This is a genomic window from Halomonas icarae (assembly GCF_009901955.1).
Classification (GTDB): domain Bacteria; phylum Pseudomonadota; class Gammaproteobacteria; order Pseudomonadales; family Halomonadaceae; genus Halomonas; species Halomonas icarae.
In genome coordinates this window covers 3,030,871-3,045,168 of record NZ_WUTS01000001.1, presented here as the reverse complement: position 1 = coordinate 3,045,168, position 14,298 = coordinate 3,030,871, and the positions used below count along the sequence as shown (strand labels likewise).

15 protein-coding genes are annotated in these 14,298 nt (G+C 65.1%); 7 read left to right on the top strand and 8 right to left on the bottom strand.

Annotation, left to right across the window (positions count from 1 at the left end; all coding sequences use genetic code 11):
- Window positions 1-15: 15 nt before the first annotated feature.
- The 3 genes from GRB80_RS13930 to dctP form a co-directional block, all read right to left on the bottom strand.
- Window positions 16-1,344 (bottom strand): TRAP transporter large permease, encoded by a 1,329-nt coding sequence (locus tag GRB80_RS13930; RefSeq protein ID WP_161423968.1) that lies wholly within the window; start codon window positions 1,342-1,344, stop codon window positions 16-18.
- On the bottom strand, window positions 1,341-1,844 hold the full coding sequence (locus GRB80_RS13925; protein WP_132044611.1) for a TRAP transporter small permease subunit: 504 nt from the start codon (window positions 1,842-1,844) through the stop codon (window positions 1,341-1,343). The genes GRB80_RS13930 and GRB80_RS13925 overlap by 4 nt, the downstream gene beginning before the upstream one ends.
- Before the next feature lie 91 nt (window positions 1,845-1,935).
- Complete coding sequence (gene dctP / locus GRB80_RS13920) at window positions 1,936-3,045, bottom strand: TRAP transporter substrate-binding protein DctP (protein WP_161423967.1); 1,110 nt, start codon at window positions 3,043-3,045, stop codon at window positions 1,936-1,938.
- A 351-nt stretch (window positions 3,046-3,396) separates the two neighbouring features.
- Here dctP and GRB80_RS13915 point away from each other — a divergent pair, with 351 nt between their 5' ends.
- Both GRB80_RS13915 and GRB80_RS13910 read left to right on the top strand, forming a co-directional pair.
- Window positions 3,397-5,580, top strand: a complete 2,184-nt coding sequence (locus GRB80_RS13915) for a tRNA(Met) cytidine acetyltransferase TmcA (protein WP_161423966.1) — start codon at window positions 3,397-3,399, stop codon at window positions 5,578-5,580.
- Between the two features lie 34 nt (window positions 5,581-5,614).
- Window positions 5,615-7,075: an aminoacyl-histidine dipeptidase gene (locus tag GRB80_RS13910; RefSeq protein WP_161423965.1), complete on the top strand. Its 1,461-nt coding sequence runs from the start codon at window positions 5,615-5,617 to the stop codon at window positions 7,073-7,075.
- A 105-nt stretch (window positions 7,076-7,180) separates the two neighbouring features.
- Here GRB80_RS13910 and GRB80_RS13905 read toward each other — a convergent pair whose 3' ends face one another.
- A complete protein-coding gene (locus GRB80_RS13905) occupies window positions 7,181-7,654 on the bottom strand; it encodes a Dps family protein (RefSeq protein WP_161423964.1) in 474 nt (157 codons plus the stop codon).
- Window positions 7,655-7,915: 261 nt separating this feature from the next.
- Here GRB80_RS13905 and GRB80_RS16275 point away from each other — a divergent pair, with 261 nt between their 5' ends.
- Window positions 7,916-8,455: a hypothetical protein gene (locus GRB80_RS16275; protein WP_202597232.1), complete on the top strand. Its 540-nt coding sequence runs from the start codon at window positions 7,916-7,918 to the stop codon at window positions 8,453-8,455.
- Entirely contained in the window at window positions 8,452-8,820 is a 369-nt protein-coding gene (locus tag GRB80_RS13895; protein ID WP_161423963.1) for a hypothetical protein, read from the top strand. Before GRB80_RS16275 ends, GRB80_RS13895 begins: the two co-directional genes overlap by 4 nt.
- A 2-nt stretch (window positions 8,821-8,822) precedes the next feature.
- Here the strand turns inward: GRB80_RS13895 and GRB80_RS13890 are convergent, their stop codons facing one another.
- The gene (locus tag GRB80_RS13890) at window positions 8,823-9,266 is read right to left on the bottom strand and encodes an HIT family protein (protein ID WP_132044597.1); all 444 of its coding nucleotides are present in this window, start codon (window positions 9,264-9,266) and stop codon (window positions 8,823-8,825) included.
- A gap of 126 nt (window positions 9,267-9,392) precedes the next feature.
- Between GRB80_RS13890 and GRB80_RS13885 the strand changes: the two genes are divergently transcribed.
- The 3 genes from GRB80_RS13885 (at window position 9,393) to GRB80_RS13875 (ending at window position 10,776) form a co-directional block, all read left to right on the top strand.
- Window positions 9,393-10,139 (top strand): sulfite exporter TauE/SafE family protein, encoded by a 747-nt coding sequence (locus GRB80_RS13885; RefSeq protein WP_132044595.1) that lies wholly within the window; start codon window positions 9,393-9,395, stop codon window positions 10,137-10,139.
- 80 nt (window positions 10,140-10,219) lie between these two features.
- Window positions 10,220-10,336 (top strand): entericidin A/B family lipoprotein, encoded by a 117-nt coding sequence (locus tag GRB80_RS13880; protein ID WP_374708600.1) that lies wholly within the window; start codon window positions 10,220-10,222, stop codon window positions 10,334-10,336.
- A gap of 179 nt (window positions 10,337-10,515) precedes the next feature.
- Window positions 10,516-10,776: an I78 family peptidase inhibitor gene (locus GRB80_RS13875; protein WP_161423962.1), complete on the top strand. Its 261-nt coding sequence runs from the start codon at window positions 10,516-10,518 to the stop codon at window positions 10,774-10,776.
- On the opposite strand, the gene GRB80_RS13870 is transcribed toward GRB80_RS13875, so the two are convergent.
- The 3 genes from GRB80_RS13870 to GRB80_RS13860 all read right to left on the bottom strand — a co-directional run bounded on the left by GRB80_RS13870 (window position 10,773) and on the right by GRB80_RS13860 (window position 14,218).
- Window positions 10,773-11,300: an acyl-CoA thioesterase gene (locus GRB80_RS13870; protein WP_161423961.1), complete on the bottom strand. Its 528-nt coding sequence runs from the start codon at window positions 11,298-11,300 to the stop codon at window positions 10,773-10,775. The two genes, GRB80_RS13875 and GRB80_RS13870, sit on opposite strands and share 4 nt — an antisense overlap.
- Before the next feature lie 70 nt (window positions 11,301-11,370).
- Window positions 11,371-12,681: a short-chain fatty acid transporter gene (locus GRB80_RS13865; RefSeq protein WP_132044587.1), complete on the bottom strand. Its 1,311-nt coding sequence runs from the start codon at window positions 12,679-12,681 to the stop codon at window positions 11,371-11,373.
- Window positions 12,682-12,853: 172 nt separating this feature from the next.
- Window positions 12,854-14,218 (bottom strand): MATE family efflux transporter, encoded by a 1,365-nt coding sequence (locus tag GRB80_RS13860; protein WP_309663439.1) that lies wholly within the window; start codon window positions 14,216-14,218, stop codon window positions 12,854-12,856.
- Between the last annotated feature and the right edge of the window lie 80 nt (window positions 14,219-14,298).

The following is a 14,298-nucleotide window of genomic DNA, read 5'->3' as shown; positions in this document are numbered from 1 at the left end:
TTACGCGTTCATGGGTCAGTAGCCGAGTAGCATCGATGGCAGACCGGTGATAAGGGCCGGGAAGAAGGCCATCAGCACACAGGCCAGCACGATCAGCGCCACGAAGGGAATGACCGCCTTGTAGAGATCGACGATCTCCACCCCGGGGGGCGCGACCCCCTTCAGGTAGAAGAGCGCATAGCCGAACGGTGGGGTCAGGAAGGAGGTCTGCAACACCACGGCCACCATCACCACGAACCACAGCATATCCACCCCCATGCTGTCGACGATGGGGAGCATGATCGGGAAGCTGAGCAGCACGATGCCGGTCCAGTCCAGGAACATGCCCAGCAGAAACACCAGGAACAGCATCAGGATCAAGGCCCCGATGGTGCCGCCGGGCATCGCCGTCACCACGTTATGGATGACATCCATGCCGCCGCCGATGGAGAACACCCCGGTGAAGGCGGTCGCCCCCACCACCACCAGCATCACCATGGTGGTGGTCTTGCTGGCCTCGATCAGCGTGCGATAGCAGGTCGACGCCTTGCGATCACCGAAGATCAGGAACAGCAGGAAGGCGATGGCCACGCCGATGGCCGAGGCCTCGGTGGCCGTGGCGATCCCCAGGAACAGCGAGCCCAGCACACCGAGAATCAGCGACATGGGCGGCAGCACATACTTGCCGAGCATGATCAGCAGCTGGCCGGTCGAGGTCTCGGCGCGCTCCTCTGCGGGAACGGCTGGCCCGTAGTGTGGCTTGACGAAACAGATCACCAGCACGTAGAGCGCGTACATGGTGCCGAGCATCACCCCCGGTACCAGGGCACCGGCAAACAGCGCGCCCACCGAGACCGGCGAGTAGCTGGCCATCAGGATCAGCATGATGCTGGGGGGAATCAGGATGCCCAGGCAGCCGCTGGCCATGATGACGCCGGCGCTGAGCTCCTTGTTGTAGGAGTACTTGAGCATCGGTACCAGGGCGATCATGCCCATCACCGCGATGGATGCGCCGACGATGCCGGTGGTGGCGGCCAGCAGTACCGAGACGATGACCACGGTCAGGGCCAGGCCACCACGCAGGTTGGCGAGCAGCAGGCGCATGGTGTCGAACATCTTCTCGGTGACGCCGGAGTCATTGAGAAAGCGCGCCATCAGCACGAACAGGGGAATGGCGACCAGGACATAGTTGTCCATGGAGTTGCCATAGATGTTGTTGATCAGAATGCCCAGCGTATTGGCGCCGGGGCCGAGCCAGGCGCCTAGCACGGCGACGCCGCCAAGCACGAAGGCCAGTGGGTGGCCCATGAACAGCCCGATCAGCAGGCCGCTGAACATGAAGAGAGTGAGCATCTCGGGGCTCATGCGGCACCCTCCTTGCGTAGTTCACCGCAGGCGCGGATCACGATGGCGATGGCCTGCAGCAGCAGGAGCAGGGCGGCCACGACGATCACCCCCTTCACCGGATAGACCGGGATGGACATCATGCCGTAGGTGGTTTCTCCGCGGCTGAAGGAGCGCTCGAAGAAGGCCCAGCCGAAGGTAAGCAGCATCCAGATGAAGGGCACGAAGAAGAGCAGGTAGCCGAGCAGTTCGAGGGCGGCCTGCTTGCGGCGGGTGAGCAGGCGCTTGAGCACGTCGACCTCGACGTGGGCGTGATGGCGCAGACCGTAGGCGGCCATCAGCATGAAATGGGCGCCGAACAGCATCTTGGTAACATCGAAGGCCCAGTCGCTGGGGCGGCCGATGAAGAAGCGTGCGGCAATATCATAGATCACAATCAGCGTGATTACGGCAAGGAGTGGGGCGATCAGGCGTCCGAACCCCTCGTTGAGGGCATCGATGGCCCTGGCAATGGTGTTCATGGTGAGGCTCTCGGAGTCGGGCTAATCAAGCGAACACAGGAGGTAAAGCGACCGGATAGGGCCGGGCCCTGCAGGGCCCGGCCCGGTCCGCTTACTGGTTCATGCAGCTCTCGAGCTCCTCGAGGGGCGGCAGGTTGTCCATGCTACGGCTCATGTTGAAGGGCACGGTCACGTCACGCCAGTTGGCGTAATGATCCAGGTAGCTGACCATGGAGTGATAGACCTTGGCGTGCATCGGATCCTCGCAGGCGCCCTGCAGGATCACCTCGTTGGTGATCTCCTGGATGCGAGCCAGGTCCTCTTCGGGCAGCTGGTTGATCGTCATGCCCTCGTCCTTGAACTTGACCGTCGCCTCGGTAGACTGCCGCTCGGACCAGGCCAGTGACCAGGTCATGGTGGCCTCCGCGGCGATCTTCAGCTTCTCCTGGGTCTCCTCGGAGAGGGCGTCCCACGCCTCCTTGTTGATCATCACGCCGAAAACGCTAGCGGACTGGTGCCAGCCCGGAGTGGACCAGTAGTCGGCCACCTCACCGAAGCCGGCCTTGTAGTCGACCCCCGGGGTGGAGAATTCGCCGGCGTCGATCACGCCGCGCTCGATGGCCTGGTAGACCTCGCCGCCGGCCAGGGTGACCTGGGAGCCGCCGAGCTTCTCCAGGACGCGGCCCTGGTCGCGGCCGGAGAGGCGCAGACGCTTGCCTTCCAGGTCGGCGATGCTCTCGATGGGGGTGCCGCCCATGAAGCCGGATTCGTTGTTGGTGATGCCGTAGGGCAGGTAGACCATGTCATACTCGCCATAGACTTCCTGATACAGCTCGAAGCCGCCCCACTGGTTGATCCAGTTGAGGTAGTCCACGCCGTTGAACAGGCTGGTCGTGGTGGCCAGCGGCGAGAAGGCCGGGCTCAGGCCCGCCCAGTAGCCCGGCCAGTCGGCGGCGGCCTGGATGGCGCCGGTCTGGGTGGCATCGAATACCTCGCTGCCCGGCATCAGGGTGCCACCGGCACGGAAGTTGATGGTGAGCTCGTCACCGGCCAGCTTGTTGACCAGTTCGACCCAGTGGCGGTCCATCTGGATCAGGTCCAGATTATCCGGCCAGGTGGTGGTCATGGTCCACGTTTCCTTGGCCTGGGCGGTGGTGCTCAGTGCGGCCAGGGCCACGCCGGCGGCCAGGCTGGTGAGCGTGAAGGTGCGCAGTGTTTTCATGTTGTTCTCCCTTCGGGACTGGACAGCAGATAGCGCCTCCCGGCGCCATGGACAAGACTTGGGAGCGGTAGCCGGCACAGGGGTGCATCGACGACCCGCCACGACACTTCAAACTAACACCCCATTGGTGTGCAAAACGATCATGGCCTTGCGACGCTGGTGCGGCCCGTGGACTGAGGCCAGGCATCGCTATCCTGACCGCGAAAGGGAATGTCGATGTTTGATAATTCAATACTATCAGATATTTAATAAATGTTTACGTTGACGTCAACGTACCATGATGGGCGGTGGCTAGCGTTGAATGGTGCACTGCCATAAGACCAAAGTGCTAGGTGAGGCTGTGGAGGGCCGATGAATAGGGGAGAGAGGGAGCATGACCTGTCGACGCGGGCGCTGCTGGCCCACATCTCACGACTTGCCCGCCGTCGCTGGCGGGGCCTGGTCTGGCTGCAGTGTGCGCCCCAGACCTGCTGTGATGCGGCCGTCGAGTTATGGCGAGCCGGCGCCTGGCACTCCCCGCTCTGGGTGGCGCCGGAGTTACCAGGGCAGGTCGATACGGCGCACTGGTTGGCTCCTGCCCGTGCCCGAACTCGTCTGGGGGGCGAGCATGATCTGCTGGTGATAGACGCCGTTTCCGCTGGGGCGGGCTTCGACCCCGATGCCGTGGCGGCTCTGGTTGGCACCCTGACGGCAGGCGGCCTGCTGGTGCTGATGACCCCGCATGACTGGGGAGGCCGACCTGATGCCGACTATGCACGACTGGCCGAGCACCCCTGGCGCCCCGAGGCGCTGACCAGTCGCTATCTGGCCCGGCTGGCGCGCCTCCTGGCGCGCGACGACCAGGTGATTCGCTGGCGTGCCGGCGAAACACCTCGGTTGCCTAGGCTTCCCATCCGTCAGGCGCATGCCGAGCTGCCGCTGACCGATGGAGACTGCCTGACCGACGACCAGGCCCAGGCGGTGGCCCGCCTGGCACGGCTGCGCCGCCGTCGTCCGCTGGTGATCACCGCCGACCGTGGGCGCGGCAAGAGCGCGGCCCTGGGCATCGCCTGCGCCCGCTGGCTGGCCACGGGGGAGCAGGAGGTGCTGGTGACCGCGCCGCGACCGGCGGCGGTGGAGAGCCTCTTCGAACGCCTTGCGGCGCTCTGCCCCCAGGGTGAGCGGCGCGGACATGTCTTCGCTACCGACCAGGGTGAGGTTCGCTTCGTGGCCCCGGATGCCCTTGCCGAGCTGGCCCGACAGGGCCAGGCCGGCGGTGCCGGCCGGCTGCTACTGGTGGATGAGGCGGCGGCGATTCCCGCCGGGTTGCTCGGCGAGTGGCTCGACGCCTTTCCGCGGATCGCCTTTGCTACCACGGTACACGGCTACGAGGGCTCCGGTCGCGGTTTTGCCCTGCGTTTCCGCGAGCGTCTCGAGCGCACCACCCCAGAGTGGCGAGGGTTGCATCTGGCCGATCCGATCCGTTGGGCGAGTGACGACCCCCTCGAGCCGCTGATCCATCGCCTGTTGATGCTGGATGCCGACCCGCCAGAGCCTCACGATCGAGCAACCGATGGCGTGCGGCGACTGTCGCGGGCCACGCTGGCCGGTGACGAGCCTGGTCTGCGTAGCTTGTTCGGTCTGCTGGTGCAGGCACACTATCGCACCACGCCCAGCGATCTGCGGCTGCTGCTGGACGGCCCGGGCCTCACCGTTGGGGCAATGACAGCCGGTGACGTGCCGCTAGGGGTAGTGATGACCGCAGATGAGGGGGGGTTCGAGGCCGACCTGGCCGAGGGGGTCGCCCGTGGCGAGCGACGCCCTCGTGGCCATCTTATGGCCCAGTCCCTGGCTGCCCATGTGGGGTCCCGGGAGGCGCTTACCGGGCATCTGCGGCGGGTGGTGCGTATCGCCGTGGCACCCCAGCACCGTCGCGAGGGGCTGGGGAAGCGGCTGATCGAGGCGGAGCTGGAGCGAGCGCGTGATGATGGCTGCGATCTGTTGGGGGCGAGCTTCGGCGCCGAACCGGCGCTGATGGCCTTCTGGCAGCGGCAGGGGTTTCATGCTCTGCGCCTCGGGCTGACCCGCGAGACCGCCACGGGTGAACACGCCCTGATGGTGGCTCGAGCCACCAGCAAGCGCGGTGAGGCGCTGATGGGCTCGCTCGTCGCGCGCTTTCAACGCGCCCTGCCTGGCCTGCTGGCCTTCGAGCTGCGTGATCTGGCGCCGCCAGTGGCCGCCGCTCTGCTGGCGGAGGGGTGTGGGGTGAATCTTGCAGATGACGACCGCCGCGATGCAGAGGACGTCGCCGCCGGTCACCGCGAGCCGGCGCTGGCCCGTCCGGCGCTGCAGGCCCTGGTTCGTCTCGCTCTGTCCCGTGGCATCTCCTTCGCCGATCCCGAGCTGCTGCTGCTGGTGACCTGGGGCTTTCAGGGGCTGAGCGGCGATGCCCTGGCCAGGCATCTCGGTGTATCGGGCCGGCGGCAGGCCACCGCTCGGCTGCGCCAGGCGGTGGCGATGCTTCTGTCCTTCTCTTCCCCTTCCGCAATGGGCTGAGTAAGGTAGGCCGGTTACTCAGGAAGGGATCACCATGAACGAACATCTCGATCGGCTCTCGCCGCAGCCGCTCTGGCGCCATTTCCGCACCCTTTGCGAGACTCCGCGCCCCTCCGGCCACGAGGCCGCCCTGGCGGCTCGCCTCGAAGCCTGGGCCGACGCACAGGGGCTCGCGCATGAGCGCGATGCCTTCGGCAATCTGCTGATTCGCAAGCCGGCCTCCCCCGGTCACGAGCAGGCTCCCGGCGTGATCTTCCAAGGCCACCTGGATATGGTTCCCCAGGCCAACAGCGACCATCCACACGACTTTACCCGTGATCCCATCGAGACCTATCTCGACGATGAAGGCTGGCTGCGGGCACGCAATACTACTCTGGGGGCCGACAACGGCCTCGGCGTGGCCGCCGCCCTGGCCATACTCGAGGATGACGAGCTCATCCACGGCCCGCTGGAAGCGATTTTTACCCTGGAGGAGGAGTCCGGCATGGGCGGGGCGCTTAACCTCGCCGAAGGGTGGCTGCAAGGACATTACCTGCTCAACCTCGACTCCGAGGATCGCGGCGAGGTGTTTATCGGCTGCGCCGGAGGCACCGATGTGGTGGTCGAGGCGCAATTGCCCACTGCGGCGCTGGCCGACGATGAGGTGACGCTCCGCCTGTCGCTGACCGGGCTGCGCGGCGGTCACTCCGGGATCGATATCGACAAGGGGCGGGGCAACGCCAATCGACTGCTGGTGCGGGTGATGCGAGTCCTGGAGCGTCTCGATGCACGGCTGACGAGCTACCAGGGGGGTACCCTGCGCAACGCACTGCCACGCGAGGCCCTTGCGATCCTGGCGTTGCCCGAAGAGGAGCTCGAGGCCGCCAAGGCTGAGGTGGCGGAACTGCAGGCCACCCTGCGCAAGGAGTTTGCCGGTGTCGATGATGCATTGTCGCTGAGCCTCGAGTCGGTCGAGATGCCCGCCGATGAGCCGCTTACCGGTCAGGCGACGCATCTACTGCTGGCCGCCCTGCACGCCGCTCCCTGTGGCGTCGAGCGCATGAGTCAGGAGGTGCCGGGGGTGGTGGAGACCTCCAACAACCTGGGGGTCGTGAGCCTAGCGGCGGGGCGGTTCCATCTCGGCGCCCTGGTGCGCTCGCTGCATGACAGCGCGGCCCAGGACCTGGCCGATCGCCTGCGTGCCGTGTTCGAGCTGACCGGGGCCAAGGTGCGCCTCGAGAATGGCTATCCGGGGTGGACACCCCAGCCAGGCAGCGAGCTGCTGACGCGCTTTCAGCGTGTGCACCATGAACAGCTGGGCAGCGAGCCGGCGGTCAAGGTCATCCATGCCGGGCTCGAGTGCGGCATCCTGGACGGCAAGTATCCCGCGCTTGAGATGATCTCCTTCGGTCCGCTGATTCGCGGTGCCCATTCGCCGGATGAGCGGGTCGAGGTCGCCTCGGTGGAGGAGTTCTGGACGCTGCTGCGCGCCCTGGTGGAGGATCTGACGCGCTGACAGGTGCGTGGTCCGAGGTAATCGTGCCAGACACCACAACGCCGTGCCTTGGGCCCGGCGTTGTGGTGACATGACCCGTGATGCCTGATCGGGTCGGGTCCGGAGTCAGGCCAGGTAGCTGGCCAGCATCCACACGGTCTTCTCCTGCTCGCGGATATAGTCGCCGGCTTGGGCGGCGGTGCCCTCGTCGTCGGCATCCGAGGCCAGGGAGAGGATCTCGCGCTGCAACTCGATCAGTACCTGATAGCCCGCCAGCACGCCCTCGACGCAGGCCTTGCCGTCCGAGACGTTCTTGTCCTCGGTGATGCGTGAGACCTCCACATAGTCGCTGTAGGCATGCAGCGGCTGGTGGCCCAGGGTAAGCACGCGCTCGGCGACCTCGTCGATCTTGGTCAGCAGGTCGGTATAGAGCTCCTCGAACTTCTCGTGGAGCTGGAAGAACTGCGGCCCCTTCACGTTCCAGTGGTAGCCGCGCACGTTCATGTAGAAGACCTGGTAGTTGGCCAGCAGCTCGTTGAGCTTCTCGGCGAGTTGGCTGGCGCTGGCCTCATGCAGGCCGATGCGGTTGGTATCGCTCATGTAATGCCTCCTTGGTGGTGTTGGTTTCCATGATCCATGTATCGCCCGCTGGCGGACAGTGAATCCTGACCATGGGCATCATAGCCATGTTGCATGACATCTTGGCGGTGGGGGCTGACTTCAAGGGGACTGCGTCATCCTGACGCGTCGGGCGACGGGCGACGGGCGTCGGGCTCGGATGCCGCCGTCGTGCAATATTCCCTCGTCACGGCCGCCTGCCTACACTGAAGTCGTCAGTCGTCCAATCACGGGAGAGAAATCATGCGTCCCTGGCCGTTGCTTGTCCTGCTGGTGCTGGTCGGTTGCCAGACCGTTCCCGCCACGTTGCCGGTGGCGGAGCCGACCCCCGCGGCGGCCTGCCTCTGGTCAGACGAGGGTGTGTCGGTCACCGAGACGCTGCGCCGGGCGGTGGTTGCCCTGGAGAATGATGGCTTTTTGATCCGCCATACCGCGACCGCTCCGGCATTGGTAAGCGCCGAGCGTACCCGCATCCTGCCCGGCTACGGCGACCGCCATGGTGACTGGGAGCGTCGTGGTGTGTTCGGCGGTATCGGCCTGGGTGGTGGTCGTGGTGGTTTCGGTGGAGGGGTGATGATCGGCTTCGGTGGAGTGGGCAGCCTGACCCGCGATGCCACCGAGCTGGAGCGTGTCTCGCTGCTGGTCAGTGGCGGAGAGGTGCGGGTCAGTCGCGATCTTCAGGTCATCGACTGGCGAGGTGAGCTCGTGGAGTCGCGAAGCGCCAGCAGCGAGGCATTCTGTGGTGGCTTGCGCCGTTCCATGGGCACAGGAGATGAGCCATGAGTCGTCTGCCTGGCATGCTATTGGTGGTGGGGCTGCTGGCTGGTTGTGCGACCCCTTTATCATCGGTGCCGCCGATGACACTTTCCTCACAGGCCTCCCCGTCCTGTGCCCTGGAGGTTACCGCCGAGGCGCTGATGGTGCGCGGCTATGTGGTGCGCCATGCCGATGCGTCGGTGGGGCGCCTGGAGGCGGTGTTCTCGCGCTGGCCGGGCTACCGAGTGCTGGTGACGCTCGAGCCGCCTGGCACCGATGGCCGCCTTGCCTTGACGGCCCTCCGTGGCGGACGCCCCATGCCCTCCGCCACCCTGGAGCGGCTGGTGTCGGATATTGCCGCACGCCTCGTCGACTGCGAGGCCAGGCAATAGTCTCAGGAGGCCTGCGACTCCTCGGGTTGCAGGTCGAGCCCCTCGAGCATGGCCAGCACCCTGTCACGCATGGCGGCCAGGGTGTCGAGGTCATAGGGCAACGCCTCTCCCTGCCCCCACACAGGCCCTGGCCAGAGACCGTCATCCGTGCGGCGCAGCACCAGATGCACATGCAGTTGTTCCACCACATTGCCGAGGCTCGCCACATTGAGCTTGTCGGCTTCCATCAGGGCCTTGAAGGCCTGGCCGATGCGGCTCGTCTCACGCCATAGCTGCCGCTGCTGCGCCTCGCTCAGCTCGAAGACCTCGCTGACGCCATGCCGGCGTGGGATCAGCAGCAGCCAGGGAAAACGGCTGTCGTTCATCAGGCGCAGCTGGCAAAGCGGCAGCTCGGTGATCGGGTAGCTGTCTTCAACCAGGCGGGGGTCTGGCTCGAAATGATCCATCAGGGCTCTCCGGCGTAATCAGCGAGTGGTATCGACTGTCCGGCATCATGCCATATAACCGTAGGGAGTTTTCCCCGTTTGCTCGGGCGGATAAGCTGTGCGGCTCTTTCCTGAAAGGACTCTTCCATGACCTTGTTCGAAGCGCTGGCCCTGCTGCTGGTAGGTGCATTGGCCGGCTTTATCAACGTGCTCTCTGCGGGGGGCTCCATGCTTACCCTGCCGCTGTTGATGTTCCTGGGTCTGCCGCCTCAGGAGGCCAACGGTACCAATCGTGTCTCCATTGCCCTGCAGAGCGTGTCGGCGGTATACAACTTCTTCCGTGCCGGGGCACGCCATCTGGGGCTCTCGCTGCGCCTCTCCGTGCCGGCGGTGGTGGGTTCGCTGGTCGGGGCCTGGTTGGCTCTGCTCACCGGTGATGCCCTGTTCGAGGCGATTCTGATCGTGGTGATGGCGGGCTCGGCGCTGTTGATGCTGCTGCCACAGCCGCGCCTGGATACCCGGCCGCTGACCCCCGAGCGGCTGACGCCGGCGGTCTACCTGGCGATGTTTGTCATCGGCCTCTATGGCGGCTTTATCCAGGTGGGGGTAGGAATTCTCTTTATCGTGGTGCTCTATCGCATGCTCAAGATCGACCTGGCCCAGGTCAACGTCTTCAAGGTGTTGATCGTACTGGTCTACACCCTGCCGGCACTGGCCATCTTTGTGGTCAATGATCAGGTGCGCTGGAGCCATGGGCTGGTGCTGGCGGTGGGCAGCATGTCGGGCGCCTGGCTGGCGGTAAGGGTCAATGTCAGTCCGCGTGGCGCCTTTGTGGTCAAGTGGCTAACGGTGGCCGTGATCGCGGCGATTATCCTCAGGCTGCTGCTGGGATAAGGCGAAGCTCGCCGTGAGCTGCTAAATTACGGGTGCAACATTTTCAACGCACAAGGAGGTCGATCATGAGGCGTACTCTGATGATGCTGGTGGCGGCACTGTTCGCCGTTTCGCTTCTCTCCGGCTGTAACACCATTCGCGGTGCCGGCCAGGATATCGAGCAGGGTGGAGAGGCCGTTCAGGACGCCGCTTCCTAAACAGAGCCCCGGGGGGCGGCTAGTCTGCTACGGCACTCTGAGCCGAGCCATGGTGAGTCAACTGCCGGATCGGCTAGTCCGTTCCGGCACTTTCTTTGGTATGGATCAAGGAAGCCCAGATGATTGTAACGAGGTTGTCGCCGCTACTCTTAGGCCTTCTTCTGGTGGGCTGCAGTGGCATGAGTTCGGCGCCGGAGCCCGAACCAGCTCCGCTGCCGCCTCGCGTGGAAAGCGGCGGGGAGTGTGGTGCCCAGCGCGTTCAGGACCGTATCGGTCGTACCTACAGCGTATCCCTCGGCAAGGCGATTCATGCCGAGAGTGACGCGTCGGCCATTCGGGTGATTCGCCCCGGTACGGCGGTGACACTCGATCACCGGCCAGATCGCCTCAATGTCCACCTGGACGAGGCGGACATCATTCTCAGCCTGGACTGCGGCTAGTCGTCTTCTCCTCTGGCGCCGTGCTCGGCCTGGGTGCGGCGCTCCTCCTCTTCGGCCCGCTTGCGAAGCTTCTTGCGCAGGGCCGCCTTCTCGAAGCGTAGCTTCTGCACCTTCGTGTCAAGCGCCAGCGGAGGCACTGGAGCCGGCTTGCCATCGCCATCCACCGCCACCATGGTCAGGTAGCAGCTGTTGGTGTGACGGATCAGCTTGTTCTGGATATCTTCGGCCACCACCTTGACGCCGATCTCCATGGAAGAACGGCCCACATGGTTGACGCACGCCAGGAAGGTCACCAGCTCCCCCACATGGATCGGCTGCTTGAACAGCACCTGGTCCACCGAGAGGGTAACCACATAGTGGCCCGAGTAGCGGCTGGCGCAGGCGTAGGCCACTTCGTCGAGCTTCTTGAGGATGGCGCCGCCATGCACCTTGCCGCTGAAGTTGGCCATGTCGGGAGTCATCAACACGGTCATCGACAGCTCGTGCTGGCCGGGCAGGGCGCCGGCCAGGTCGTTATCGTCCATTCGATCTCCTTGTGAGTTATCCACAGCCGGGTGCCCTGCCCGTCTGGGGGCAGGGCACCTCGCTGGAGGATCAGAACCAGGTCAGGCCGATGGAGATCAGCACCCCGGTGATCAGCAGCTGGATCAGACAGAAGCCCATGATGTCCTTGGCCTTGAGCCCGGCGATGCCGAGTACCGGCAGGGCCCAGAAGGGCTGTAGCAGGTTGGTCCAGGCATCACCCCAGGCCACGGCCATGGCCATCCGGGGAATATCCACACCCAGTGCCTGGGCGGCCGGGATCATCACCGGCGCCTGCACGGCCCACTGACCGCCGCCGGAGGGCACGAAGAGGTTGACGATGCCGGCACTGATAAAGGTCCAGACCGGCAGGGTGGTGTCGGTGGCAAAGGAGACCAGCGCCTCGGACATGCTGGTTGCCAGACCGGACTGCACCATGATCGCCATGATCCCCGCGTAGAACGGGAACTGGATGACGATGCCGGCCCCACCCTTGATCGCCTCCTGGAGACTCTCCAGCAGGCTGCGCGGGGTGCGATGCAGCACGATGGCCAGGAACAGGAACATGAAGTTGACCACGTTCAGGTTGAGGCCACCGCCGCGCAGGAAGAAGTGGTCTGCCAGGAAGATCAGCCCGGGAATACCCACCAGCCAGGCCAGCACCACGCTGTTCTCCATGCGCTCGGCGGGACGGGTGATACGCACCTGGTGTGCTTCATCATCGCCGAGCAGCTTTGGGTCGACGAACACGCTATCCTTTTCGTCGGGCAGCATCATGCGATTGACCAGCGGTACCGCGATAAACAGCATCACCACGATGGCCAGGTTGAAGAAGGAGAAGATGGTCGAACCGGTGCCGATCACGCCGATCTGGTCGGCGCTGAAGTGGCCGTCGGTGGCCACGGTCAGCGGTACCGAGCCGGCCAGACCGCCGTGCCAGACGATAAAGCCGGAGTAGGCGCTAGCCACCAGCAGGCGGTAGTCGACCCGCACCAGGCGCGCCAGCTCCTTGGCGAACAGCGCCCCCACCACCAGGCCGAAGCCCCAGTTGATCCAGCTGGCGACCAGCGATACATAGGTGACCAGCAGGATGGCGCCACCGGGGCCCTTGGCCAGAGCGGCGAGTCGTTGCAGTAGCTTTTTCACCGGGGGAGAGCTGGCCAGCATGAAGCCGGTCACCAGCACCAGCAGCATCTGCATCGAGAAGGTCAGCAGGTTCCAGAAGCCGTCCCCCCACATGCGCATCACCGCGAGTGGCGTCTGGCGTTCCACGGCAATGGCCGCCACGGCGGCGATGATGGTCAACAGCAGCACGAAGATATAGGGGTCGGGCAGGTAGCGTTCGACCAGCTTGACCGCCGGTCTGGAGAGGGCCTTGAGCATGGCGTTCCCTTACTGTTTTGAGTGTTATTGGTGTTTCATGGCATAAAGTAGCGCAGCATCAGTATCTTGCGCTATCCCTCGCTGACGGTCCAGGCGGCCCGCGCCGCCCGCGCCAACCCGCAGATTGGGGCCGGTGTCCGCGTGACGCATCGCCATGAATCGATATGAGACGCTATGAGGCGTCGTGGCTGGCATCGCGCCAGTCGCTGCGGCGCCGTTGACAGTAATAGGCGATCAGCGTCGCCGAACGCGTCAGCATGAACAGCGTGAAGGCGAGCCACAGGCCGTGGTTGATGAGCGCCTCGGGAAGCAGGGCCTGGCCCAACCACCAGGCGGGCAGATAGACGGCGAGCCCGGCAAAGATGCTGTTGCGCATCTCGCGAATCGCCGTGGCACCGATAAAGACGCCGTCCAGCAGGTAGCCCCATACCGCGATCAGCGGCATGGCGACCATCCACGGCAGGTAGGTGGAGGCGGTCTCTCGCACCTCGGGCAGGCCGGTAAGCAGGGCGATCAGCGCCTCGCCCCCCAGGGCGAAAGCCAGGGCGGCGGTACCGGCCGTCAGCAGCGAGAACCAGGCGGCACTCCGCACCGACTGGGCGAATTCCGTCCAGCGCCTTGCCCCCACCGAGCGTCCGGTCAGCGCCTCGGCGGCGTGGGCGAAGCCATCCAGGGCGTAGCTGGTGAGCATGATGAACTGCAGCAGCACGGCATTGGCGGCGAGCACGGTATCGCCCTGGGCCGCCCCTCGCGAGGTAAAGAAGGCCATCACGAAGAGCAGCCCCAGGGTACGCACGAAGAGATTGGCATTGACCGAGAAGAGCTCGCCATAGGCTGAAACGGCCAGGAGCCGATGGCGAAGGAAGCGGCCCGACAGCCATCTGAGCTGTCGCGAGACCAGCCACAGGCCGAAGGTCAGAGCGGTATAGTCGGCGATCACCGTGGCCCAGGCCACGCCATCGCTGGTCATGCCGAGGCCGATGACAAAGAGCAGGTCGAGGAGGATATTGACCCCGTTGGTGAGCACCAGGATCGCCAGGGTCACTCGCGAGTTCTGCTGTCCCAGGAACCAGCCCAGGATGGCGTAGTTGGCGAGTACCGCCGGCGCCGAGAGGATTCGTATCTCGGCATACTCGGCGGCCAGTGCCGTGGCGACGTCACTGCCATCGAGGAGCCATAGTCCCAGCCTGATCAGCGGTCGTGAGAAGAGAATCAGTGCCGCACCGATGCCCGCCGCGATCAGCAGCGACTGGCCCAGCAGGTTGCGTACGTCCGTGTCGTTCTCGCGCCCTACCGCCTGGGAGGTGAGCCCCGTGGTACCCATGCGCAGGAAGCCGAAGCCCCAGTACAGGAAGCTGAACAGGGTAGCGCCCAGGGTGACCGCCGCCAGATAGCGCGAGTCCGGCAGATGGCCGACCACGGCGGTATCCACCAGCCCCAGCAGCGGCACGGTGATATTGGAGAGGATGATCGGCCAGGCCAGCGCCAGGATGCGCCGGCGCGCGGCCCCGGATGACGAGGACTCCGAACGGCTCACAGGGGGCTCCCGAGATTGACGAGCCGGGCAGCATGGCCGGCGGCGGGGCATAACGCAACCGCCCCGCACAAGGGCGGGGC